At 60.2% G+C, this 24,484-nt stretch carries 20 protein-coding genes and 1 pseudogene; 10 read left to right on the forward strand and 11 right to left on the reverse strand.

The genetic code is table 11. From position 1 onward, the window contains the following. Positions 1 to 221: 221 nt before the first annotated feature. The 3 genes from BLT55_RS14260 to BLT55_RS14270 all read left to right on the forward strand — a co-directional run bounded on the left by BLT55_RS14260 (position 222) and on the right by BLT55_RS14270 (position 3,973). On the forward strand, positions 222 to 2,975 hold the full coding sequence (locus BLT55_RS14260) for a response regulator (RefSeq protein WP_055001403.1): 2,754 nt from the start codon (positions 222 to 224) through the stop codon (positions 2,973 to 2,975). A 156-nt stretch (positions 2,976 to 3,131) separates the two neighbouring features. After that, positions 3,132 to 3,569, forward strand: a complete 438-nt coding sequence (locus tag BLT55_RS14265) for a hypothetical protein (RefSeq protein ID WP_007251502.1) — start codon at positions 3,132 to 3,134, stop codon at positions 3,567 to 3,569. Beyond that, a complete protein-coding gene (locus BLT55_RS14270) occupies positions 3,566 to 3,973 on the forward strand; it encodes an META domain-containing protein (RefSeq protein ID WP_055001404.1) in 408 nt (135 codons plus the stop codon). Before BLT55_RS14265 ends, BLT55_RS14270 begins: the two co-directional genes overlap by 4 nt. A 172-nt stretch (positions 3,974 to 4,145) precedes the next feature. Here BLT55_RS14270 and BLT55_RS14275 read toward each other — a convergent pair whose 3' ends face one another. Further along, complete coding sequence (locus BLT55_RS14275) at positions 4,146 to 4,613, reverse strand: TlpA disulfide reductase family protein (RefSeq protein ID WP_055001405.1); 468 nt, start codon at positions 4,611 to 4,613, stop codon at positions 4,146 to 4,148. A 145-nt stretch (positions 4,614 to 4,758) separates the two neighbouring features. Between BLT55_RS14275 and arsC the strand changes: the two genes are divergently transcribed. The 3 genes from arsC to BLT55_RS14290 all read left to right on the forward strand — a co-directional run bounded on the left by arsC (position 4,759) and on the right by BLT55_RS14290 (position 6,492). Then, the gene (arsC, locus tag BLT55_RS14280) at positions 4,759 to 5,112 is read left to right on the forward strand and encodes an arsenate reductase (glutaredoxin) (protein WP_055001406.1); all 354 of its coding nucleotides are present in this window, start codon (positions 4,759 to 4,761) and stop codon (positions 5,110 to 5,112) included. After that, entirely contained in the window at positions 5,109 to 5,714 is a 606-nt protein-coding gene (gene wrbA, locus BLT55_RS14285; protein WP_054079633.1) for an NAD(P)H:quinone oxidoreductase, read from the forward strand. Before arsC ends, wrbA begins: the two co-directional genes overlap by 4 nt. A 106-nt stretch (positions 5,715 to 5,820) precedes the next feature. After that, positions 5,821 to 6,492 (forward strand): DNA-3-methyladenine glycosylase I, encoded by a 672-nt coding sequence (locus BLT55_RS14290; protein WP_055001407.1) that lies wholly within the window; start codon positions 5,821 to 5,823, stop codon positions 6,490 to 6,492. 6 nt (positions 6,493 to 6,498) lie between these two features. On the opposite strand, the gene ttcA is transcribed toward BLT55_RS14290, so the two are convergent. Continuing rightward, positions 6,499 to 7,323 (reverse strand): tRNA 2-thiocytidine(32) synthetase TtcA, encoded by an 825-nt coding sequence (gene ttcA, locus BLT55_RS14295; RefSeq protein WP_055001408.1) that lies wholly within the window; start codon positions 7,321 to 7,323, stop codon positions 6,499 to 6,501. Positions 7,324 to 7,515: 192 nt separating this feature from the next. Here ttcA and BLT55_RS14300 point away from each other — a divergent pair, with 192 nt between their 5' ends. Then, a complete protein-coding gene (locus BLT55_RS14300; RefSeq protein WP_055001409.1) occupies positions 7,516 to 8,010 on the forward strand; it encodes a SprT family zinc-dependent metalloprotease in 495 nt (164 codons plus the stop codon). A 64-nt stretch (positions 8,011 to 8,074) separates the two neighbouring features. Here BLT55_RS14300 and BLT55_RS14305 read toward each other — a convergent pair whose 3' ends face one another. The 4 genes from BLT55_RS14305 to BLT55_RS14320 all read right to left on the reverse strand — a co-directional run bounded on the left by BLT55_RS14305 (position 8,075) and on the right by BLT55_RS14320 (position 12,619). After that, complete coding sequence (locus BLT55_RS14305; RefSeq protein ID WP_055001410.1) at positions 8,075 to 9,427, reverse strand: dicarboxylate/amino acid:cation symporter; 1,353 nt, start codon at positions 9,425 to 9,427, stop codon at positions 8,075 to 8,077. 793 nt (positions 9,428 to 10,220) lie between these two features. Next, entirely contained in the window at positions 10,221 to 11,567 is a 1,347-nt protein-coding gene (locus BLT55_RS14310) for an ATP-binding protein (RefSeq protein ID WP_054079632.1), read from the reverse strand. Further along, on the reverse strand, positions 11,564 to 12,241 hold the full coding sequence (locus BLT55_RS14315) for a response regulator (protein ID WP_003407750.1): 678 nt from the start codon (positions 12,239 to 12,241) through the stop codon (positions 11,564 to 11,566). The genes BLT55_RS14310 and BLT55_RS14315 overlap by 4 nt, the downstream gene beginning before the upstream one ends. 27 nt (positions 12,242 to 12,268) lie before the next feature. Continuing rightward, positions 12,269 to 12,619 (reverse strand): hypothetical protein, encoded by a 351-nt coding sequence (locus tag BLT55_RS14320; protein WP_055001411.1) that lies wholly within the window; start codon positions 12,617 to 12,619, stop codon positions 12,269 to 12,271. Between the two features lie 177 nt (positions 12,620 to 12,796). Between BLT55_RS14320 and BLT55_RS14325 the strand changes: the two genes are divergently transcribed. Next, positions 12,797 to 13,585, forward strand: coding sequence for a dienelactone hydrolase family protein (locus tag BLT55_RS14325; protein WP_055001412.1), 789 nt, complete (start codon positions 12,797 to 12,799; stop codon positions 13,583 to 13,585). Positions 13,586 to 13,658: 73 nt separating this feature from the next. On the opposite strand, the gene BLT55_RS14330 is transcribed toward BLT55_RS14325, so the two are convergent. Next, positions 13,659 to 14,192 (reverse strand): REP-associated tyrosine transposase, encoded by a 534-nt coding sequence (locus BLT55_RS14330; protein ID WP_055001413.1) that lies wholly within the window; start codon positions 14,190 to 14,192, stop codon positions 13,659 to 13,661. A 210-nt stretch (positions 14,193 to 14,402) separates the two neighbouring features. On the opposite strand from BLT55_RS14330, the gene BLT55_RS14335 reads away from it, so the two are divergent. Then, entirely contained in the window at positions 14,403 to 15,128 is a 726-nt protein-coding gene (locus BLT55_RS14335) for a 4'-phosphopantetheinyl transferase family protein (RefSeq protein ID WP_208601281.1), read from the forward strand. On the opposite strand, the pseudogene fhuF reads toward BLT55_RS14335, so the two are convergent. The 3 genes and pseudogenes from fhuF to BLT55_RS14350 form a co-directional block, all read right to left on the reverse strand. Then, positions 15,129 to 15,875, reverse strand: a pseudogene (gene fhuF, locus BLT55_RS14340) (siderophore-iron reductase FhuF). It abuts the gene before it with no gap. Continuing rightward, entirely contained in the window at positions 15,833 to 17,437 is a 1,605-nt protein-coding gene (locus BLT55_RS14345) for an ATP-binding protein (RefSeq protein WP_055001415.1), read from the reverse strand. Before BLT55_RS14345 ends, fhuF begins: the two are co-directional and overlap by 43 nt. Positions 17,438 to 17,441: 4 nt before the next feature. Further along, complete coding sequence (locus BLT55_RS14350; protein ID WP_055001416.1) at positions 17,442 to 18,179, reverse strand: response regulator; 738 nt, start codon at positions 18,177 to 18,179, stop codon at positions 17,442 to 17,444. Positions 18,180 to 18,882: 703 nt separating this feature from the next. Here BLT55_RS14350 and BLT55_RS14355 point away from each other — a divergent pair. Continuing rightward, positions 18,883 to 21,795 (forward strand): ribonucleoside-diphosphate reductase subunit alpha, encoded by a 2,913-nt coding sequence (locus BLT55_RS14355; RefSeq protein WP_055001417.1) that lies wholly within the window; start codon positions 18,883 to 18,885, stop codon positions 21,793 to 21,795. 124 nt (positions 21,796 to 21,919) lie between these two features. On the opposite strand, the gene BLT55_RS14360 is transcribed toward BLT55_RS14355, so the two are convergent. Continuing rightward, positions 21,920 to 24,427, reverse strand: coding sequence for a phosphoketolase family protein (locus tag BLT55_RS14360; RefSeq protein WP_055001418.1), 2,508 nt, complete (start codon positions 24,425 to 24,427; stop codon positions 21,920 to 21,922). Positions 24,428 to 24,484: the final 57 nt, after the last annotated feature.

The following is a 24,484-nucleotide window of genomic DNA, read 5'->3' on the forward strand; positions in this document are numbered from 1 at the left end:
CGCCTATCATAACGGCAAACGCCCAAAGCCCATATCACGCAAAGTGCGGTCGTTATTCCCAAAAGACATAACGAGCTGTTTTGTTACCGCGGCCACAGCCCGGCAAAAGAGTTAAGTGCCCATGACGGCGCTAAATAGCTAAACTCATTGCCTCGTGCCGATACAGCCAGGCAGCCGATGCCTGTTATCGACGGATTGATACCTGTTGCTGGAGAGAAAGCGTGCTGACCAAGCTGGGTATAAAAGGCCGTGTGCTGCTACTGACGATTCTGCCTGCCAGCCTGATGGCCGCGATGCTCGGTGGCTATTTCACCTGGATGCAGTTGAGCGAACTGCAAAGCCAGTTGCTGCAGCGCGGCGAGATGATCGCGCAGGACCTCGCGCCGTTGTCGGCCAATGCTCTGGGCCGCAAGGATAACGTGCTGTTGAGTCGCATCGCCTCGCAGACGCTGGAACAGAACGACGTGCGTGCCGTGACGTTTCTGGATGTCGATCGCACGCCGCTGGCCCACGCCGGGCCGACCATGATCAGCCCGGTGCCCATCGGCAACAGCTCGCAACTGCTCAGCTCGACCGGGGTCGATGCCACCCGTTATCTGCTGCCGGTGTTTGGCCATCAGCGCCACCTGACCAGCCCGATCATTCCCGCCGAGGCCGACACGCTGCTGGGCTGGGTGGATCTGGAGATTTCCCACAATGGCACTTTGCTGCGCGGCTACAGAAGCCTGTTTGCCAGCCTGCTGCTGATCTTCACCGGGCTGGCCTTTACCGCCATCGTTGCCGTGCGTCTGAGCCGCACGATCAACGGGCCGATGAGCCTGATCAAGCAGGCGGTTTCGCAACTCAAGGACGGCAACCTCGAAACCCGCCTGCCACCGCTGGGCAGCCGCGAGCTGGACGAACTGGCCTCTGGCATCAACCGCATGGCGGCCACGTTGCAGAATGCGCAGGAAGAACTGCAACTGAGCATCGACCAGGCCACCGAGGACGTCCGGCAGAATCTGGAAACCATCGAAATCCAGAACATCGAACTGGACCTGGCGCGCAAAGAAGCGCTGGAAGCCAGCCGCATCAAGTCTGAATTCCTCGCCAACATGAGCCATGAAATCCGCACCCCGCTCAACGGCATTCTGGGCTTCACGCATTTACTGCAAAAAAGCGAGCTGACGCCGCGCCAGTTCGACTATCTGGCAACCATCGAAAAGTCCGCCGACAACCTGCTGAGCATCATCAACGAGATTCTCGACTTTTCGAAGATCGAAGCCGGCAAGCTGGTGCTCGACAATATTCCGTTCAACCTGCGCGATCTGTTGCAGGACACGCTGACCATCCTCGCCCCCGCCGCCCACGCCAAACAGCTGGAACTGGTCAGTCTGGTGTATCGCGACACGCCGCTGGCACTGTCCGGCGACCCGCTGCGCCTGCGGCAGATTCTGACCAACCTGGTCAGCAACGCGATCAAGTTCACCCGCGAAGGCACTATCGTCGCCCGCGCCATGCTCGAAGACGAAACCGAAGAACACGCGCAGCTGCGCATCAGCGTGCAGGACACCGGCATCGGCCTGTCCAGTCAGGACGTGCGGGCGTTGTTTCAAGCCTTCAGCCAGGCCGACAATTCGCTGTCGCGCCAGCCGGGCGGCACCGGTCTGGGCCTGGTGATTTCCAAGCGTCTGATCGAGCAGATGGGCGGCGAGATCGGTGTCGACAGCACGCCGGGCGTGGGTTCGGAGTTCTGGATCAGCCTGAAACTGCCCAAGGCCCGCGAAGACAAGGAAGAGTCGCTCAATATTCCACTGGAAGGTCTGCGTGCTGCGGTGCTCGAGCATCACGACCTGGCGCGTCAGGCGCTGGAGCACCAACTGGAAGATTGCGGCCTGCACACCGTGGTGTTCAATAATCTGGAAAACCTGCTCAACGGCGTCACGGCGGTGCACGAATCGCCGTTGGCGATCGATCTGGCGGTGCTGGGCGTGACCGCGCTGGAAATCTCGCCAGAACGGTTGCGCCAGCACATCTGGGACCTGGAAAACCTCAACTGCAAGGTCATGGTGCTGTGCCCGACCACGGAACATGCGGTGTTTCAATTGGCGGTGCATGACGTTTACACCCAGTTGCAGGCCAAGCCCGCCTGTACTCGCAAGCTGCAAAAGGCCCTGTCGGAGTTGATCGCGCCCAGAGCGGTGCGGGCCGACATCAGCCTGCCGTTGTCCAGCCGTGCGCCGCGTGTGCTGTGCGTGGACGACAACCCGGCGAACCTGTTGCTGGTGCAGACGCTGCTCGAAGACATGGGCGCCGAAGTGATGGCGGTCGAAGGCGGTTATGCGGCGGTCAACGCTGTGCGTCAGGAGGCGTTCGATCTGGTGCTGATGGACGTACAGATGCCTGGCATGGACGGGCGGCAGGCCACCGAAGCGATTCGCGCCTGGGAAGCCGAACGCAACCAGACTTCGCTGCCCATCGTCGCACTGACCGCGCACGCCATGGCCAACGAAAAACGCTCGTTGCTGCAAAGCGGCATGGACGACTACCTGACCAAACCGATCAGCGAACGGCAATTGGGGCAGGTGGTACTCAAATGGACCGGGCTGGCGCTGCGCACTCCGGCACCGGAGCGCCAGCATGAAGCGACGGTGACTCACGTCGGGCCGCTGGTGCTCGATCACGAAGAGGGGCTGCGTCTGGCTGCGGGCAAGCCAGACCTGGCGGCCGACATGCTGGCCATGCTCTTGGCATCGCTGGACGCCGACCGCGAGGCCATTCGCACGGCGCGTGCCAGCAACGACGTACAGGCCCTGATCGAGCGCGTCCATCGCTTGCACGGCGCAACGCGCTACTGTGGCGTGCCGCAACTGCGCACGGCCTGCCAGCGCGCCGAAACACTTCTGAAACAGGACGCCCCGCACACTGATGACGCACTGGACGATCTGGACAAAGCCATTATTCGTCTGGGGGCGGAGGCGCGGGTGTCTGCGTGACCTGACGCTCGGAAGCCTCTGCGCTCTGGACTGCGTCATAAAGAGGACCCGGAGCGTCCAGAACGGCGCACCAACGCAATGGCACGGTAGTCGCAGCCATGCGCCAGGAACGATCAGCACGGAGCATGGTAGGATGCGCGCAATTTTGGAGGACCCATGGTCGAACACGATTTCCGCTACAGCATGCTCAACCCGCAACATACCCTGACTGAATGCCGCACCCTGGCCCCCGGTCGCTATCAGGTCACCGGCAACGGCGGCTCGATTCACGATCATGACCAGTTGCTGGTGACCATAAAAGGCAGCAAAAGCCTGCACATGCGCCTGACGGTCGAAAAGGTCCGCCACCTGATCAATCCGCCCGGTCAATGGATCGCAGTCGCCAAAGGTCCGGTGTTCGACGAACTGGCGATCCATCAGTGGCAGGTGCATTGCGACAGCTGCAACGCCGAACTGAATTTCGAGTTCATGGTCGAGAGCAAGCTGGGCGTCAAGGCACAGAAACCGGCCGCTACTGCACGCATCGCGGAGCTGGGCTGGAAAACCGAAGGCGAAAAGCACATCTGCAAGAAGTGTCAGGAGAAGGCCGCATGAGACAGCTCGCGCTTCTTGGCCTGATCGGCGGCGCGCTGCTGGTCGGATGCACCGCAGACCCGCTGCCGATTCGGCAGGATAAAAGCTACGTCATGGAATGGATCGGCGAACGTCCGCTGATCGACAACAGTCACCTGACCATGACCCTGGGTGCCGATGGCCGCGCATACGGCAATGCGGGCTGCAACCACTGGTTCGCGCCCTACACCCTGAACGACCACACCATCAGCTTCGGCGCAGTAGGCAAAACCCGCAAAATGTGCGCGCCGGCGCTGATGGAACAGGAACAACGCTTCATCAAAGCCATCAGCAGCGTACAACGCTGGGACATCTCACCCATCGAACAACTGCGCCTGTGGCCCGCTGAAGGCAAAGCGCTGCGCTTCTGGCTGGAAGATAGCTGATATCACTATCGTGCGACGCTCTGCGTCGCATGCCGTTCTGGACGCTCCGATTTACTGGGCTGTACCGGCCTCTTCGCGAGCAAGCTCGCTCCCACAGGAGCAGTGTGTGCTTCAACTATCGTGCGACGCTCCGCGTCCTCGCTGCGACGCAGAGCCTGGTTAACTGATCTGATCAGCCCTCCCCGCGCAGCGCCTTGAGCTTCTGGATCACGGTCGCGGCGGATTGCTCGCCGAGCAATTGTTCGCGCATCTTGCCTTTGTCGTCGATGATGTAGGTCACCGGCAGCGCCTCGGAAGGCGGCAGGCTGTACTGTTCGGCCGGATCTTGGGCCAGTACGGTGAACTTGATGCCCAGCGCGTTGGCGGCATTTTTCAGTTCGTCACCTTGCAGATTGTCAAAGTTGACGCCCAATACTGTGACCTTCTTGTCCTTGAGCTGCTCGAACAGTGCATTGAATTCCGGCACCTCGGTCCGGCACGGGCCACACCATTCAGCCCAATAGTTGACCACCAGCCAATGGCCCTTTATCCGCTCGCTGGCGACCTTCTGACCGTTCTGGTCGGTGCCCAGGTCCACGCCACAGCCGCTGAGCAGCAAACTGCCGAGAAGTATCACCGCTGCTGTCAATCGCATTGCCATTAATTTCCTTCCTCGCCTGTTCAACCTGCATTACCGATGACCAGGCTTTCTTATACCCATGTTACGACTATTGACCATCCGATATGTCGAACAGTGTCATCGCTGGGTAGAATACGCCCCACCCCATACAAGATGCGACCTGCAAATGACCGATCTGACGCTGTATCACAACCCGCGCTGCACCAAATCCCGCGGCGCGCTGGAACTGCTTCAGGCTCGTGGCCTGAGCCCGGACGTCGTTCTGTATCTGGAAACCCCACCCGACGCAGCCACCTTGCGTTATCTGCTCGGCAAACTGGGCTTCGGCGCACGGCAACTGCTGCGCACCGGTGAAGACGACTACAAGCAACTCAATCTGGCCGACCCGAGCCTCAGCGACGAGCAACTGATTGCCGCCATGGCTGCCCACCCCAAACTGATCGAGCGGCCGATTCTGGTCGTCGGCGACAAGGCCGTTATTGGCCGTCCACCCGAGAACATTCTGGAGCTGCTGCCGTGAGCACACCTTATATTCTGGTCCTGTATTACACCCGCAACGGCTCGACCGGCGAAATGGCCCGACAGATTGCGCGCGGTGTAGAACTGGGCGGCATGGAAGCACGGCTGCGCACCGTACCCGCCATTTCCGCCGACTGCGAAGCGACTGCGCCGGAAATTCCGGAAAGCGGCGCGCTGTATGCCAGCCTCGACGACCTGAAAAACTGCTCGGGCCTCGCGCTGGGCAGCCCGACCCGCTTCGGCAACATGGCCGCGCCGCTGAAATACTTTCTCGACGGCACCAGTAACCTGTGGCTGACCGGCGCGCTGGTCGGCAAGCCTGCGGGCGTGTTCACCTCCACCGCCAGCCTGCACGGCGGTCAGGAAACCACACTGATGTCGATGCTGCTGCCATTGCTGCACCACGGCATGCTGCTCATGGGCCTGCCCTACAGCGAATCGGCGCTGCTCGAAACCACCGGCGGCGGCACGCCGTATGGCGCCAGTCACCATGCCGGTGCCGACGGCAAACGCGCGCTGGACCGCCACGAAACCGAGTTGTGCCGCGCACTCGGCCAGCGCCTGGCGAAAACCGCACTGCAACTGGACGCACCACGCGGCTGACCGGTTCGCCAGAAGCGCCACCACCCGCTTTCGCTAAAATCGCAAACTTGCAGCTCAAGGGTCGGTCTGAGCCCTTGACCTGCCTGTTGAATCTTCTGGAGAACCGATGCACGACTACAAATGGCTGAACGAGTATTGCCTGAATCGATTCGGCTCTGCCAAAGCTCTGGAAGCTCATCTGCCCTCCCCCAAAACGCCGAAACAACTGCAGGCCATCAGCGCCGACCGTTACCTGTCGACCATGGCGCTGCGGGTGTTTCGTGCCGGTCTGAAACACAGTCTGGTGGATTCCAAATGGCCCGCTTTTGAAGAAGTGTTCTTCCGCTTCGACCCGGAGAAAGTCGTGCTGATGGGCGCCGACCATCTGGAGCGGCTGATGCAGGACGCGCGCATCATTCGTCACTTGGGCAAGCTCAAGAGCGTGCCACGCAATGCGCAGCTGATTCTGGACATCGAACAGGAGCATGGCAGCTTTGGCACATTCATCGCCGAGTGGCCGGTCGATAACATTACCGGCCTGTGGCAGTACCTGGCCAAGCACGGTAATCAGATGGGTGGCCTGTCATCGCCGCGCTTTTTGCGCATGGTCGGCAAGGACACCTTCATTCCGACCTGGGATGTAGTCGCCGCCCTGAATGCGCAGGATATCGTCGACCGCGTGCCGACCAGCAAACGCGATCAGGCCATCGTGCAAGACGTGTTCAATCAGTGGCATGCCGAAAGTGGCAGACCGATGTGCCAGTTGTCAGCAATGCTGTCGTTTACGGTCAACCACTGATCGGGCTCAGATATTCACCACATTGACGAACCGTGACGTCGCGGTTTCGTCGATGCGCAGGTTACTGAAGTCGAACAGCTTGCGATCGGCCAGTTGCGAAGGCTGAACATTCTGCAGCGCGCGGAAGATGCTTTCGGTGCGGCCTGGCGTCTTGCGCTCCCAGTCCAGCAGCATGTCCTTGACCACCTGGCGTTGCAGATTTTCCTGCGAGCCGCAGAGATTGCAGGGAATGATCGGAAACTGCTTGAGGTCCGAATAGGCCTGAATGTCTTTCTCGTGGCAGTAGGCTAACGGACGAATCACCACATTGCGACCGTCATCGGCACGCAGCTTGGGCGGCATGGCTTTCAACGAGCCGTTGAAGAACATGTTCAGGAAGAACGTCTCGACGATGTCATCACGGTGATGCCCCAACGCCATCTTGGTGGCACCGATTTCGTCGGCGAAGGTGTACAGCGTGCCGCGACGCAGGCGCGAACACAGCGAGCACGTGGTCTTGCCTTCGGGGATCAGCTCTTTGACCACCGAATACGTGTCCTTCTCGACGATGTGGTACTCGACACCCAGTTCTTTCAGGTAGGCAGGCAGCACATGCTCGGGAAAGCCCGGCTGCTTCTGGTCCATGTTGACGGCAACGATATCGAACCTGATCGGCGCGACTTTCTGCAAGTGCAGCAACACGTCGAGCAGGGTGTAACTGTCTTTGCCACCGGACAGGCAAACCATCACCTTGTCGCCGTCTTCGATCATGTTGAAGTCAGCCACCGCTTCGCCGGCCAGTCGACGCAGACGTTTCTGCAGTTTGTTCTGATTGACTGAAAGGGTGCCCATTTGTTGGAGGTATCCGCCGGTGACTTGAGAAAAGGCGGTTATTTTACGCATAACCGATACGGGGTTAAACAGACTGCGCGCATGCCGTTCAAACTGGCAACAGCACTGACTCGAAAACGACCACCGGGCGGCTGGCATGTTCAGCCGCGCGTGACCTTGCGGCATACTGGGCGCATTGGAGAGCCATAACGCATGCCCGAACAACTCAATGCCCGCGTCGAAACCTGTTATCAGCAAGCCGAAGCCTTCTTCAAACGCACGTTCAAACGGCCGGTGGTCAGTTTTCAGTTGCGTGGCCAGAAGGCCGGCGTCGCGCACTTGCACGAAAACCTGCTGCGCTTCAATCCGCAGCTCTATAAAGAGAACGCCGAAGACTTCCTGCGCCAGACCGTGCCGCACGAAGTCGCGCACCTGATTGCCCATCAACTGTTCGGTGGCAGTATTCAGCCGCATGGCGAAGAGTGGCAGCTGATCATGCGCGGCGTCTACGAGCTACCGCCCAATCGCTGCCATACCTACGCCGTTCAGCACCGCAGCGTGACGCGTTACATTTATCGCTGCCCATGCCCGGACAGCGATTTCCCGTTCACCTCCCAGCGCCACAGCATGGTTCGCAAAGGACGGCGTTACCTGTGCCGCCGTTGCCGCGAGCCGCTGGTGTTCAGTGGCGAGACCCGCATGGAGTAACCCGGGCAAAATCCAGGCATAAAAAAACCCATCCGAAGATGGGTTTTTTCATGGCCTGAGGTTATCAGACGGTCTTGGTGGTATTCACCGCAGCGGCTGGGGTCGGGCCTTCGGCAACGCCGAGGTCGTCTTCAGGACGGGTTTCCAGAATGGCGCTGCCACCGGAAGCCAGCTCGGATTGCAGCTTGTCGGTGTCCAGCTCGCCAACCCACTTGGCAACCACCACTGTGGCAACAGCGTTACCCACCAGGTTGGTCAGGGCGCGGGCTTCGGACATGAAGCGGTCGATGCCCAGAATCAGCGCCAGACCGGCAACCGGCAGGTGGCCAACAGCCGACAGGGTTGCAGCCAGTACGATAAAGCCGCTACCGGTCACGCCAGCAGCACCTTTGGACGACAGCAACAGCACCAGCAGCAGGGTGATCTGGTGGCTGATGTCCATATGAGTGTTGGTCGCCTGAGCGATGAACACCGCAGCCATGGTCACGTAGATCGACGTACCGTCCAGGTTGAACGAGTAGCCGGTCGGGATAACCAGACCTACGACGGACTTCTTGGCACCCAGACGTTCCATCTTGATCAGCATGCGTGGCAGGGCCGATTCCGACGAGGACGTACCCAGTACGATCAACAGCTCTTCGCGGATATAGCGAATCAGTTTGAAGATGCTGAAGCCGTGAGCGCGGGCGATTGCGCCCAGTATGAACACGATGAACAGAACGCAGGTGACGTAGAAGCAGATCATCAACTGACCCAACTGCACCAGCGAGCTGACGCCGTAGGCGCCGATGGTGAAGGCCATGGCACCGAATGCACCGATAGGCGCCAGTTTCATGATCATGTTGATGATGTTGAACATCACGTGGGCGAAACGATCGATGAAGTCCAGAACCGGTTTGCCGTATGAACCCAGGCGATGCAGGGCGAAGCCGAAGATCACCGAGAACATCAGCACTTGCAGGATGTCACCGTTGGCAAACGCGCCGACGATGGTGTTGGGAATGACGTTGAGGATAAAGCCGACGATGCTCTGATCCTGACCGGCAGTGACGTAGGCCGCGATCTTCGAGGCGTCGAGCGTGCTGACGTCGATGTTCATGCCGACACCCGGCTGAACCACGTTGACCACGATCAGACCGATCAGCAGGGCGATAGTCGACACGATCTCGAAATACAGCAGCGCGTAGCCGCCTGTCTTGCCCACCGATTTCATGTTCTGCATACCGGCGATACCGCTGACGACGGTACAGAAGATGATCGGGGCAATAACCATCTTGATAAGTTTGATGAACCCGTCACCCAGCGGCTTCAGTGCCTTGCCGGTGTCCGGGTAGAAGTGACCGATCAGGATACCGATGACAATCGCAACGATTACCTGAAAATAGAGGGATTTGTAGATGGGCTGACGAGTCGTCATTGCAGTTTTCCTCAAGGGCGTCGTCGGCATCTTCACCTGATGCACGCGAGCCTATAAAGCGCTAACCCTCCTGCACTGGAGGGATTTGTTTTGTCGAGCTGCACAGGGCAGGCCTCTACCCTCTGAATAGCAATACGCGTGCCATGGAGTCAGATTGATATCAAGTCCGCGCTGTGCAAGGCCTGGACGGGTAACGGTAGCCGGGATTCGACGGTAGAGGTGGCGGTTTTCCGCCGTATCGAGGAAAAAACAGAGGTTGAGTGGCGGTTATCCGCCTTTTGAGGGTCGTGAGGAACATGGTTTTGGAAACTCGGCGTCCGATCTACAGTACGCAGTGCGGCGCAGATATGTGACGCAGAGCGTCACGAAAGGCATTCCTACGCTGGAGCATAGGAACGATAACCTCAACTATCGTGCGACGCTCTGCGTCGGTATGCCGTTCTGGACGCTTCAATTTACTAGGCTGTACCGGCCTCTTCGCGAGCAAGCTCGCTCCCACAGGAGCTGCGTGTGCTTCAACTATCGTGCGACGCTCTGCGTCGGTATGCCGTTCTGGACGCTTCAATTTACTGGGCTGTACCGGCCTCTTCGCGAGCAAGCTCGCTCCCACAGGAGCTGTGTGTGCTTCAACTATCGTGCGACGCTCTGCGTCGGCATGCCGTTCTGGACGCTCCGCGTCCGATCTTGGGTGTGCGTGCGGCGTAGATGTGTGACGCGGAGTGTCACGAAAGGCATAACCACTGGAGCGTGAGGAATGAGAATCCTGCTCTCGTGCCAATGCCTTTAACCGCCGTCACTGCGCCAGAAAATGAATCCTGAACGCTGCGCCGCCCAGTGGCGAATCGTCCAGTGTCAGTTGTGCGCCGTAGCTCTCGATGATGTCCTTGACCACCGCCAGACCGATCCCTTGCCCGGGGTTCTGGCGATCCAGCCGTTCACCACGTTCCAGAATGCGCGCACGCTGGCTGTGCGGAACGCCAGGGCCGTCGTCTTCGATACACAGCTCGTCGCCCGTTGCGGACTGACTGAAACTTACCCGCACTTCGCTCAGGCACAACCGATAGGCGTTTTCCAGCAAGTTGCCGAGCATTTCCAGCAACGCGCCCTCCTCCATATGCACCTGGCACTGTTCCGGCAGGTCTAGCGTGGCGTTGACCTGTTTGTCGCGGTACACCTTGTCCAGCGTATTGCACAAGCTTTCAACCACTGGCCGCAGCATGACGTGATGGCGCACCAGACCGCTTTTGCGCAAGCTGGCGCGTTGCAGTTGATAGCCGATCTGCTGGCTCATGCGCTCGATCTGCGATTGCAGCACCCACGCCTGTTCCATGTCCTCGGGGCGTTTGGCGATGTTTTCGCTGACGCCTTGCAACACTGCCAACGGCGTTTTCAGGCTATGGGCCAAATCATCCAGCGAATCACGGTAGCGAATCCGCTGTTCACGCTCACTGCGCAGCAGCCGGTTGAGCGAGTCGGTCAGGCGCAGCAGTTCGCTGGGATGTTCTTCGCTCAGGCTGTCGCGCATGCCCGATTCCACCTGATCCAGCTCCTGACTCAAGCCGCGCAACGCACGCAGCCCCCAGGTCAGGCCCATCCACAGGAGGCCGAGCAGCACCAGCAAGGCTGCGCCAAACCCCAGATAAAGTTTACGCCGCAAACCGTCGATGGTTTCCTGATAGCCGCGCAACGGTTGCACGGCAACGATGCTGAACGCGGCATTGCGGCCACCCAGCAGGCGGATTTCAACGTCGTAGACGAAATACTCGTCGCCGTTGATTTCCTTGATTTTGGTGAACTCGCTGCCCTGCCCGTCATAGTGCGGGTGATAGTCGATGTTTTCGCCTTCGGTGGACAGCGAACGCCAGACCATTTGCCCCTGGCGGTTATAGATGTAGCCCAGCAGGCGGCTGCCGGGCAGGTTGAACTGTTCGCCCGGCAACACCGACGGCATCAACAGATGACCGTCTTCGACGCGTGCGGCCGAAATCATGGTGGTGACATCGGACGCCAGCCGTTGCTCGATCGCTCCGCGCAGCGCCAGGCTGAAGGCACCCTGCAAGGCAGGCAACATCAGCAGCATGAAGATCACCGCCAAGGTGGCGGCGCCCAACATCAAGCGCAGGCGAAGCGAACGAATCACGTACAGCGCTCATTGAACAGATAGCCCATGCCACGCACGGTTTCGATGGGTTTGAAAGCCACGCTGCTGTCCAGCTTGCGGCGCAGACGGCCGACCAGCACTTCGATCACGTTCGGATCACGCTCGTCGTCATCGGGGTACAACTGTTCCATCAGGCGCTCTTTGGGCACCACTTGCTGGTGATGGAGCATCAGGTACTCGAGAATGCGGTACTCGTAAGCGGTCAGCGCCAGCGGCTGTTCGGCCAATGCGGCGTGCTTGCGATTGAGGTCGAGCAACAGCGGGCCAGCGGTGATGGTCGACTGAATGAAGCCGCTGGAGCGCCGCAACAAGGCGTTAAGCCGCGCCTCCAGCTCTTCGAACTGGAAGGGTTTGACCACGTAGTCGTCAGCCCCGGCAGCCAGCCCTTCGACCTTGTCCTGCCAGTTGCCGCGTGCGGTCAGGATCAGAATCGGAAACGCCTTGCCCAGCGTGCGCAACTGACGAATCAGGTCCAGCCCGCCGATGCCCGGCAAGCCCAGGTCGATCACCGCCAGATCGTGATTGAATTGCGCGACCTGATACAACGCCTCTTCAGCGTTGGCCACCGCTTCGACCACATGCCCCGCTTCGGTCAGGCGGGTCCGCAGGTGATGGCGCAGCAGCGCTTCATCCTCAACTACCAACAACTTCATGCAGCTCTCCCAGGCACACTTGCAGCCTCAAGACAAAGAATGAAACGACATCGTCGCATCAGTACTCAACAGGCGGGCGCTGACGGGCACATGCTGTGTCACATCATAGCTGCCCAGCAGGATTTCGCGGCTGACAGGCAGGCCATTGTGGGTCCCCGTCAGACTGCCGTAAACCGGCGGAGAATAAAGCGTCCCCGCCGCCACACTGGATTGCCCCTGTCCATCGAGCGCGTGACCCCAGCCGTGCGTGTCGTCGAGCTTCTCGCTGGTCTTGGCGAACTCGATACGCGCCACGTCAAGTTTGCCGTCGCCAGCCTGTGCCGCCGCACTGCCACCCAGGAAAGCCAGGGCCAGGAAAAACTTGTTGAGATTCACCATATCGACTCCTTTTGCGCTCGGGGACGCCGTCAAGGTACGGTTCAACAGTAATCGTGCCAGGCTGAACCCCGACTGAACACTGCATGAACCGGCGCTGAACGGTCGAGCGCGCCACATGTGGCAGAATCCGCTATCTTTTGACATCCATGCTGCACCCCACCCAAGAAGGAGCTGAACATGCGTTTGTGGATTGCAATGATCATGATGGGCCTGACCGGGCTCGCCCAGGCGGCGATCAAGACCGAGCAGATTGATTACAAAAGTGCCGACGGTACAAAACTGGTAGGTTACTACGCCTACGACGACGCGGTAAAAGGCCCGCGACCCGGTGTGCTGGTGGTTCACGAATGGTGGGGGCTGAACGACTACGCCAAGCGCCGCGCCCGTGATCTGGCGGCCCTCGGTTACAGCGCCATGGCTATCGACATGTATGGCGAAGGCAAGAACACCGAGCACCCGAAGGACGCGATGGCCTTCATGCAGGCCGCCCTCAAGGACAGCGATGCAGCCGACAAGCGCTTTGATGCCGGGCTTGAACAACTGAAGAAACAACCGCAGACCGATCCGAAAAAGATTGCAGCGGTGGGTTACTGCTTCGGTGGCAAGATTGTTCTGGATGCAGCGCGTCGCGGCGAACCACTGCTGGGCGTGGTCAGCTTCCACGGCGCACTGGTCACCAACACCCCGGCCAAACCGGGCATCAAAGTGCCGATGCTGGTCGAGCATGGTGCCAAAGACAGCATGGTCACACCGGAAAACGTCGCCGCTTTCAAGAAAGAAATGGATGACGCCAAGGCTGACTATAAATTCGTCAGCATCGACGGCGCCAAACACGGCTTCACCAACCCCGACGCCGACCGCCTGAGCCACGGCGAACACGGCGGCCCGGACATCGGCTACGACAAGGCTGCCGATCAGAGCTCGTGGTCGGACATGCAGGTGTTTTTCAAGAAAATCTTCGGTTGATAGAGTTGAAGTATCGTTCCCTGCGCTCCAGCGTGGGAATGCCGTTCTCGACGCTCTGCGTCGCAACAATGCTTTAATACCAACGCTGAATATCGATTAAACCACGCTGTCCCTCGTAGTCTCGAGCGCTGGAGTATCTCCAGTGCTCGCCAACGTCTACATAGCCCCTTTTTACCGGGTTATGGTGAATGTAATCGAGCTTCTGCCGCATGATTTTTTCACTCCACACAAGCTCGGCATGAGTCCCCTCCTGCCAGACCTGATAAACCCTGTCGGTCTTGTGCATGCGCTTGACGAAACGCAGGCGTTGCAACGTACTTTCAGCTTTCGACTTTTCGAGAGAGTCGACTATTTGCCTCGCTGTGAAAGACTTGAAACTACTTACACATTTGTCCAGTTCGGGTGCTTGAGCCACGAAGTGCAGGTGGTTTTCCAGAACGACATACCCATAAAGTTGCAGTCCTTGATGAGCCTGTTGGTAGCGCCATGCACTCAATAGAATGTCCACCAGCGCAGGCCGGGTAAAAAGCGGCAACCACTCCACCACGGTGCACGTTAGAAAGTGGGGGCTTTCAGGTTCGGTGATGGTGTATCTACTCCGGCCCATGCATTCATCCATGAATCATCAGAGGTCCGAACGGTACATCCCGACTGAGTGGGTGGAAATGATGAAAGTGTGACCAGTTTTTTGCTCTACTTGACTAAGAGGACGCAGAGCGTCCAGAACGGCATGCGACGCGGAGCGTCGCACGATAGTTGAGCTCGATGACACCCAGCGCCCTTCCCTCCACTCCATTCCCCCGGCAAAATGCCGCGCATGACTCAACTATCCAATCTCCCGCCCTGCTGCCCCGAGCTCGTCCAGCATTGGCCTTTGCCACATGCCTTGCCGGGCGCTCTGCTGGTCAGTGGGCGTTTTGATCCGCACAAGCTGGGTGCCGACGATTTCCAGCGTTGTGCGATAGAGACGCCGGCGAGCATTCAGCGCTCGGTTGCCAAGCGGCAGACCGAATTCCTCGCCGGACGACTCTGCGCCCGTGAGGCCATGCGTCGTCTTGATGGTCGCCTGCATATCCCCGCGCTGGGCGAAGACCGTGCGCCGGTCTGGCCAGGTGATGTTTGCGGTTCGATCACCCACAGTACCGGCTGGGCCGCTGCGGTGGTGGCGCACAGGCAGCAATGGCGCGGGCTGGGGCTGGACACGGAAAACCTGCTGAGCCACGAACGCGCTGCACGCCTGGCCGGAGAAATCCTGACCGCTGCCGAACTGGCCGATATGGCAGCGGGCCCGCAAGATCAGGTCGCGCTGCGCGTTACCCTGACCTTTTCGATCAAGGAAGCGCTGTTCAAGGCGCTCTACCCGATTGTGCAAAAGCGTTTCTATTTCGAAGATGCACAATTGCTGGAGTGGTCTGCCGACGGCAGTGCCCGTTTGCGACTGCTGATCGATCTGTCCAGCGAATGGCACGCTGGCAAGGAGCTGGAGGGCCAGTTCAGCGTGCTGGGCGATCACCTGCTGAGTCTGGTTGCGGTGCAGGCCTGATCATGCGGGCAGCGGGCAATGCTCGCAGCGTCCGACCCACTCGACCCGATGGCTCAAGCAACACACGCGCCGCTGCCGACGTGGTGTGACGCCCAGCACCTGCGGCACGTAGCGCACCGCCTGAAACAACGGATTGGTCCGTCCATCCGCTCGCCGTTTCTCACTCAATAGTGCAAAACCGGCTTCCAGTGACACACCACTGCACCCGGCCAGTTGAGTCAGACAGCCCTCCAGATAATCTCCGGCGCTGCTCCACAACACCGCGCCCGGCAGTTCGCCATAAGCACTGAGCGCCGCGATGAAAGGCTGCAGGTTATCGTCAAGCAACCCGGCAAATCGCTGAAACGGATCTGCCGGAACATCCCGGCTAACGTCGCCCTGCCCCGCCAGCCTGACGCCACGCGGCACGCCGCGCTCGTCCAGCGCCAAACCGACCTGTTCAAGCGCCAACGGCCAGTGCCAGCCGTGCACTAGACTGGCCACCAGCACCGGCGGAATCAGTTGCATGAAGTAATACTTGGCCCACTGCGAGACCAGCACCGGCAACTGGCCGGGCATCAGTTGCGGCCCGTAAACACTCAGCAGCAGTTGATCCAGACGCTAAGGCCGCAGCACTTCAGGCACCGCCACAACGACCTGCGGATCATCCGCCGCCAACAACGTGCGCCCGAAGTGCTCCAACGACCCGCTGAACAGGTGCGCACTCAACGCGGCACCTGCGTGCGCGGCCAGACCAGACTGAAACACGCACCGCCCAGGCCTCCACTGTGCCCGACCGAAGCGCGGCCTTCGTGCCAGTTGATGATCCGCCGCACAATCGACAAGCCCAGCCCATGCCCGCCCGACGCCCGGGTGCGACTGTCATCGATGCGCATGAATGGCGTGAAAATCTGCTCCCAGGCCTCTTCCGGCACGCCGGGCCCGTCGTCGTCCACGTCGATACGGCACTGCTGCGAACCCAGCCGGTAGCTGATGCGCACTTCGGTTTCGGCATGACGCAGCGCATTGCTGACCAGATTCTGCAGCGCCCGATGCAGGTAGCGCGGCTCGGCCTCGACCCAGGCGGTTTCGTCAGGCGCGAAACACTCGCCCCGCGACACCCTTACATCGGCACGCAACGGCGCCAGTTCGGCGATGACCTGATCAATCAGCGCATCCAGGTCCACACGCTGAAAATTCAAGGTCGGCGCGCCCTGCTCCAGGCGCGCGTAGGTCAGCATTTCATCCACCAGCTTGTCGAGGTCCTGAATATCGCTGTCCATGCCGCGCATGTACTTGAGCCGCGCCTCCGGAGTGGCGGCGTCGCTGACCATCTCCAGTCCGAAACGCAGCCGCGCCACCGGCGTGCGTAACTCGTGAGACACCGCTCGCACCAGTTCGCGCTGGATCATCAGCGAGCGTTGCAGGTTCTCGGCCATGCTGTTGAAGGCCGCCGCCACCCGCCCCACTGAATCGGACCCCTCAGTGGGCACACGGGTTTGCAGGCTGCCCTGAGCGATCTGCGTGGCAGTGGCTTCCAGTTCCAGCACGCGTCGTTCAAGACGCCGCACCAGCAGATACACCACCAGACCGATAAAGCACAGCCCAAGCAGGGCAATCAGCAGCAGCCAATGCAGCGGATAGGGGTTCATCTGGTAGAGCGGGCCGATTTCCAGCACCCAGTTGGTGTCGACGATCCCGGCCAGCACGCGGATCGAATCGCCGCCTTTGCCCAGCGCCATCACCGTGTCGCCTTCATAGATGCGGCGGCGCTGATCGTCATCCAGGTCGGCCTGATCCAGCGCCAGCAGATGCAGGTCGAAACCGAAGCCTTTGTCGATGCGCAGGGCATGCAGGCGCGCCGGTTGCTCATCGACCGGAAAGCGCACCAACTCATCGATCAATAAATACAGCGTCGCACGCGCCAGTTGCTCGGTGATCTGCTGCACTTCGCCGGTCAACAGCAGCGGCTCCTTGTCGCTCAACTGGCGATAGACCCTGGCGGCGTGCGGGCCGATCTGCTCGACCACCACTTGCCCGCGCGCCAGTTGACCCAACGCGCTGCTGTCGAGATGGGCCTCGTCGAGGCTTTGCAGGCTCAGCGGAATACCCAGCAGCCGCTCCCAGATCGCCAGGGCGCGACGGCGCTCGATGTCGTTGAGCGCAATCAGATTGTCGGCCATCACCGTAAACGTGCCGTGGGCCAGACGCTCGCGGTATTGCTCGCCGCGCGCCTGGTTGAGCACATGCAGCGCCAGCACGCCCAATAACGCGACCAGCACCAGCACGCCCAGCACGCCACCGTAGATGCGCAGAAAGATCGAATTCATCAGGTCAGCCGCTGAACACGTGGCCGCTCATGTCCTGCGCCGCTTCGGGCACAAACAGATAGCCCTTGCTGCGCACGGTCTTGATCAGACGCGGATGAATGGGATCGTCGCCGATCTTGGGGCGGATGCGCGAGATACGGACATCGATCGAGCGATCCTGCCCGTCGTAGCCGATGCCGCGCAGCGCCGTGAAAATCTCTTCGCGGGACAATGTGCGCCCGGCATTGGCGACCAGCAGCCAGAGCAGATCGAACTCGGCACCGGTCAGTTCGATGCTTTGCTCGCACAGCCAGGCCTCGCGCAGGGCGTTGTCCACGACCAGCGGACCGAACACCAGCCGCCGCAGCTCGGCAGCCGGCACCTGCGGCGCCTCGCTGCGGCGCAGCAGGGCCTTGATGCGCGCCAGCAAGACACGGGGATGCACTGGTTTGCAGACGAAATCATCCGCGCCAGTGTCCAGGCCTTGAATATGGTCGGTGTCATCGGTACGCGCAGTGAGCATCAGGATCGGCCCGTCGTAACGGTCGCGCACGCTGCGGCAGATGCTGAAGCCGTCTTCGCCGGGCAGCATCAGGTCGAGGATCACCAGATCGGGCTGCTCATCGATGATTCGCGCCGCCGCCCGCGCGCCGTTTCCTTCTATCGCCACGCTCAGGCCGTTGTTCTGCAGGTAATCGCTGGTCAATTCGGCCAGCCGCTGATCGTCTTCGACGATAAGCACGTGCCAGGTGTGTGGCTCCAAAAGACTCTCCCGTTGTGGTTATCGGCCCGTTGTGGTTTCGCCAAGCGGGGGGTTGCGGCGCTTCGTCGCAGGCCAGTGTAGCAAGCGCGAAAAGCATCGGGCGGCGTAGCACAGGGCATGCCAGATCGACCTTTCAACGCCGTTTTTTTGTGATAGGGTTCGCGCCCGCAAAAAACAGCACCATGCCGCCGATGTCTGCAAAATTCGGTGACAAACGGTCAGCTCCAGTAGTTATGCGGCCTACACGCGTGGCGGGCGTTTCATACACAAACTACTCACAAGTTTATCCACAGGCGGTGCGTTGCAATTCATGTCCAAAACGCATTATCTTGTAGCCCGACTGCGAGGGACACCCTACATGTAGGGTTTCCCTCCAAAAACCCAGCACAACTCAATCGAGAAACTCAAGCACTTTTCTTGCGTTTGCGGGGTTGAAATTCAAGTCGTTTTCGATAACCAGATCGCTCGCGCCGGACCGGGGCCGCGCAGTACACGGTTTGCAACATCAAAGACGCATTCTTCATCAGTTTTCAAAGGATCGGGCCTGGCCCGGTCCTTTTTGGCTTCAAAAACTGGCAGCGGTGACAGACCCCGCTTCCACTTTCGTTTTGGAGCCATTGAGTCGCCGTTTTGCGACTCACTGCTCGAAACGAAACGGTGGGCAGCAATGCCCGAACACATTTAAAGGAACGTGGAGTCACACATGCAAACAGACACAACTCGCGAGAACTCGCCGACCGGCGCGCCGCAGGCAAGCCAGACCCAACAGGATCTGTCTGCCACGGCTCCCGGTCAACTGCGTGTGATCAAGCGTAACGGTACCGTCGTCCCTTACACCGATGACAAGATCACCGTAGCCATCACCAAGGCGTTTCTTGCAGTTGAAGGCGGCAATGCTGCTGCCTCGTCGCGCATCCACGACACCGTTGCGCGCCTGACCGAACAGGTCAGCGCCACGTTCAAACGGCGCATGCCTTCGGGCGGCACCATCCACATCGAAGAAATCCAGGATCAGGTCGAACTGGCCCTGATGCGCGCTGGCGAGCAGAAAGTGGCTCGCGACTACGTCATCTACCGTGATTCGCGCGCCAAGGAGCGTGCCGGTCGCGCCACCGAAGAGCAGGTCCAGGCTCATCCGTCGATCCGCATCACCCGCGCCGACGGCAGCTTCGCGCCGTTGGACATGGGTCGCCTGAACACCATCGTCACCGAAGCGTGCGAAGGCTTGGCTGAAGTCGACGCCAACCTGATCCAGACCGAAACCCTGAAAAACCTGTACGACGGCGTGGCGCTGAAAGACGTCAACACCGCACTGGTCATGACCGCGCGGACGCTGGTCGAGCGCGAGCCGAACTACTCGTTCGTCACCGCCCGCCTGCTGATGGACACCCTGCGCGCCGAAGGCCTGGGTTTCCTCGGTGTCGCCGAAAGCGCCACCCACCACGAAATGGCCGACCTGTACGCCAAGGCGCTACCGGCCTACGTCGCCACCGGCATCAAGTTCGAACTGCTCAACCCTGTGCTGGCGGATTTCGACCTCGAAAAACTCGGCAAGGCGATCAACCACGAGCGTGATCAGCAATTCACGTACCTGGGCCTGCAAACCCTGTACGACCGTTACTTCATCCACAAGGATGGCGTGCGTTTCGAGTTGCCGCAGATCTTCTTCATGCGCGTGGCCATGGGCCTGGCAATCGAAGAGAAAGCCCGTGAAGACCGCGCCATCGAGTTCTACAACCTGCTGTCGTCGTTCGACTACATGTCGTCGACCCCGACGCTGTTCAACGCCGGCACCCTGCGTCCACAGCTGTCCAGCTGCTACCTGACCACCGTGCCGGATGACCTGTCGGGCATCTACCACGCGATCCACGACAACGCCATGCTGTCCAAATTCGCAGGCGGTCTGGGCAACGACTGGACGCCGGTTCGCGCGCTGGGCTCGTACATCAAGGGCACCAACGGCAAATCGCAAGGCGTCGTGCCGTTCCTGAAAGTGGTCAACGACACTGCCGTTGCGGTCAACCAGGGCGGCAAGCGCAAAGGCGCTGTCTGTGCCTACCTGGAAACCTGGCACATGGACATCGAAGAGTTCATCGAGCTGCGCAAGAACACCGGTGATGATCGTCGTCGTACCCACGACATGAACACCGCCAACTGGATCCCTGACCTGTTCATGAAGCGCGTCTTCGACGACGGCCCGTGGACCCTGTTCTCGCCCTCCGAAGTACCGGACCTGCACGACCTGACCGGCAAGGCCTTCCAGGAACGTTACGAGTACTACGAAGCGCTGACCGAATACCCTTGCAAGATCAAGCTGTTCAAGACCATCCAGGCCAAGGATCTGTGGCGCAAGATGCTCTCGATGCTGTTCGAAACCGGCCACCCATGGCTGACCTTCAAGGACCCGTGCAACCTGCGCAGCCCGCAGCAGCACGTGGGCGTGGTTCACAGCTCGAACCTGTGCACCGAGATCACCCTGAACACCAACAAGGACGAGATCGCGGTCTGCAACCTGGGCTCGATCAACCTGCAGAACCACATCGTCGACGGCAAGCTGGACACCGACAAGCTCAAGCGCACCGTCGACGTCGCCGTGCGCATGCTCGATAACGTGATCGACATCAACTACTACTCGGTGCCGCAAGCCCGCAACTCCAACCTGCGCCACCGTCCGGTCGGCCTGGGCATCATGGGCTTCCAGGACGCGCTGTACCTGCAACACATTCCATATGGTTCGGATGCTGCCGTGCAGTTCGCCGACACGTCGATGGAAGCGGTCAGCTACTACGCCATTCAGGCGTCCTGCGACCTGGCTGACGAGCGCGGTGCCTACGAGACGTTCCAGGGTTCGCTGTGGTCCAAAGGCATCCTGCCGCTGGATTCGCAACAGATCCTGATCGAGCAGCGTGGCGAGAAGTACATCAGCGTCGACCTGAAAGAAACCCTGGACTGGGCGCCGGTTCGTGCCCGCGTACAGAAAGGTATCCGTAACTCGAACATCATGGCCATCGCACCGACCGCCACCATCGCCAACATCACTGGCGTGTCGCAGTCGATCGAACCGACGTACCAGAACCTGTACGTGAAATCGAACCTGTCCGGCGAATTCACCGTGATCAACCCGTACCTAGTTCGCGACCTCAAGGCTCGCGACCTGTGGGACTCGGTCATGATCAACGACCTGAAGTACTACGACGGTTCGGTGCAACAGATCGAGCGCATCCCGCAGGAGCTCAAAGAGCTTTACGCGACCGCTTTCGAAGTGGACACCAAGTGGATCGTCGACGCCGCAAGCCGTCGTCAGAAGTGGATCGACCAGGCTCAGTCGCTGAACCTGTACATCGCTGGCGCGTCGGGCAAGAAACTGGACGTGACCTACCGCATGGCATGGTACCGTGGTCTTAAAACCACTTACTACCTCCGTGCCCTGGCGGCGACCAGCACCGAGAAGTCCACCGTCAACACCGGCAAGCTCAACGCCGTATCGAGCGGCGGCCACGGCCCGGACGACTCGGCGATCACCGCCCCACGTCCAACCGAAGCCGCTCCGGCAGGCCCGGCCCCAGTGCCAAAGGCTTGCGCAATTGACGAGCCGGATTGTGAGGCTTGCCAGTAACCGTCAAAGCCTGACTTGCCCCCACGTTGGCGACACCAGCGTGGGGGCAAACTGCTCCGCCCCTCACCCGCCTGTAAACGGCTCCCTGCCGTTGCGCAACACCACCATTCGCTCACGCAACCCCTCACGCATCGGTAAACGTCTGCCCCCGGCTATGCCCTTTGGCCAGCGGCGGCGGTGTCTGCGATTCGCTGAAATCGGCCGTCCAGCACCAGTTGCGAATCTCCGGCATGTCCTCAAAATGTTCACGGATCCAGGTGTGATGCTTGCGTAACTGACTCTCGAAAAAATGCACCGCATCCAGACTCTGCGCACGCAAACGGGGTACGTGACTCAACGCGTCGATGGCCAGTTGATAACGACTCAAGCGGTTGAGCACGACCATGTCGAACGGCGTCGTCGTGGTGCCACGATCACTGAAACCACGCACATGAAAGCGTGCCTCGTTGGCGCGACCATGCACCATGGAATGGATCACCCAAGTCGAACCGTGAAAGGCGAACATCACTGGCGCGTCGCGGGTGAACAATGCCTCGAACGACACATGGTCCATACCGTGAGGCCGATCTTCAGGTGCGCTTAAAATGCCGAGGTCGACGACATTAACCAGCCTTACGCGAATACCCGGCACATATTTTTGCAGCAACCAGGCTGCCGCCACCGCCTCAGTGGTCGGCACATCACCCGCACAGCCCAGCACCACGTCCGGCTGCTCTCCGTCGTCATTGCCTGCGAAGTCCCAGATCGACGCACCTTGCGAGCAATGTTTGAGCGCTGCATCGAAGTCCAGCCACTGAAAGTCGGGTTGTTTACCGCAGGTCACCACGTTTATGTAGTTGCGGCTGCGCAGGCAGTGGTCGAAGACGTTGACCAGGCAATTGGAATCCGGCGGGTAATACACCCTCACCACGTCGGCTCGGCGCTGCAACACGTTGTCGACGAACCCGGTGGACTGATGGCTGAAACCGTTGTGGTCGTTACGCCAGGCGTGGCTGCTGATCAGAATGTTGAGTGAGGCCAGCGGACGCCGCCAGGCAAACTCGCGGCTCTGCTGCAACCATTTGGCATGCTGGGTGACCATGGAATCGACCACTTGCGCGAACGCTTCGTAGGTTGACCACATGCCGTGTCGGCCGGTCAGCAGATATCCTTCCAGCCAGCCTTCACACAGGTGCTCGCTCAGCACTTCCATCACCCTGCCCTCTGCGGCCAGGTGATCGTCAATCTCCAGACACGGCCCTGGCGCAGTGCGGTCGCTGGCCTCGAACACAGCGTTGAGGCGATTGGAGTTGGTCTCGTCAGGCCCGAAGACACGGAAGTTATGCGGGTTGTTGCGCATCACATCACGCAAGTATTCGCCCAGGCGGCGCGGTGCTTCGGCGATGACCTGACCGGGGCCCGGCACTTCCAGGCCATAGTCGGCGAAGTTCGGCAAATCCAGCGCCACCAGCACGCGCCCACCGTTCACACTCGGGACAGCGCCCATGCGCAACGCCAATGGCGGGGTCAACGCCTGAAGTTCAGGCAGCAAACGGCCGCTCTGATCGAACAAGGTCTCGGGCGCGTAACTGCGCATCCAGCTCTCCAGTTGCTGGAGGTGCTGCGGGTTACCGATGACATTGGCCAGCGGCACCTGATGAGCGCGGAACGTGCCTTCCACCGGCACACCATCCACGATTTTCGGCCCGGTCCAGCCTTTCGGGCTGCGCAGGATAATCATCGGCCAGCGCGCACGTGCAGCGTCACCGCCGCTTCTGGAGCGCGCCTGTTGTTCGCGGATCGCGTCGTGACAGGTATTGAGCGCGGCCGCGAACCGCTGATGCATGCCCGGCAGATCATCACCCGCGACGATAATCGGCTGATAACCGCGCCCCCGGTACAGCTCGAGCAACTGCTCGTCCGGCAAGCGCGCTTCGACCGTCGGCCCGGAAATCTTGTAGCCATTGAGGTGCAGGATCGGCAGCACCGCCCCGTCCCGACGAGGGTCGAGAAAGTGAACACTTTTCCAGCTGCCTTCCAGCGGACAGGTTTCAGCTTCGCCATCGCCGATGACGCAGGCGACCAGCAGGTGGGGATTGTCGAAAACAGCGCCAAAGGCGTGCATCAGCGAGTAGCCCAGCTCTCCGCCTTCATGCAGGGAGTTGGGTGTGTGCGGGCCGCAATGGCTGGGGATGCCACCGGGGGTGGAGAAGCTGCGAAAGAAGTTCAGCATGCCCTCTTCATCCGCAGAGATGTCGGGATGCACTTCACTGTAAGTGCCTTCAAGCCAGGCGCAGGCGTTCAGGGTCGGGCCGCCATGACCTGGGCCGGAGATGAAAATCGTCTCGATCCGCCGCTCGCAAATCAGGCGATTGAGGTGCACATAGATAAAATTCTGCCCAACCGAAGTGCCCCAGTGCCCCAGCAGTCGAGGCTTGATGTGCTCGGCCAGCAACGGCTCGCGCAGCAGCGCATTGGCTTTCAGGTAGATCTGGCCGACGCACAGGTAATTGGCGGCGTTCCAGTAACGATGCAGGCGTGAGAGCAGATCGGCGTCCAGCGGTCCGGCTTCACTGCCTGTCAGTTCAGGCTGCGTGGCTGATTCAGCATCCGATTGTTCGGCGCTGGAAAGTGTTGAGTTGAAGTGATACATGGCGACTCCATAGGGTGCAATGCACAAGCCTTGCGACTCGCAGGTTCAAATGCATGG

Source organism: Pseudomonas cannabina, from assembly GCF_900100365.1.
Classification (GTDB): Bacteria; Pseudomonadota; Gammaproteobacteria; order Pseudomonadales; family Pseudomonadaceae; genus Aquipseudomonas; species Aquipseudomonas cannabina.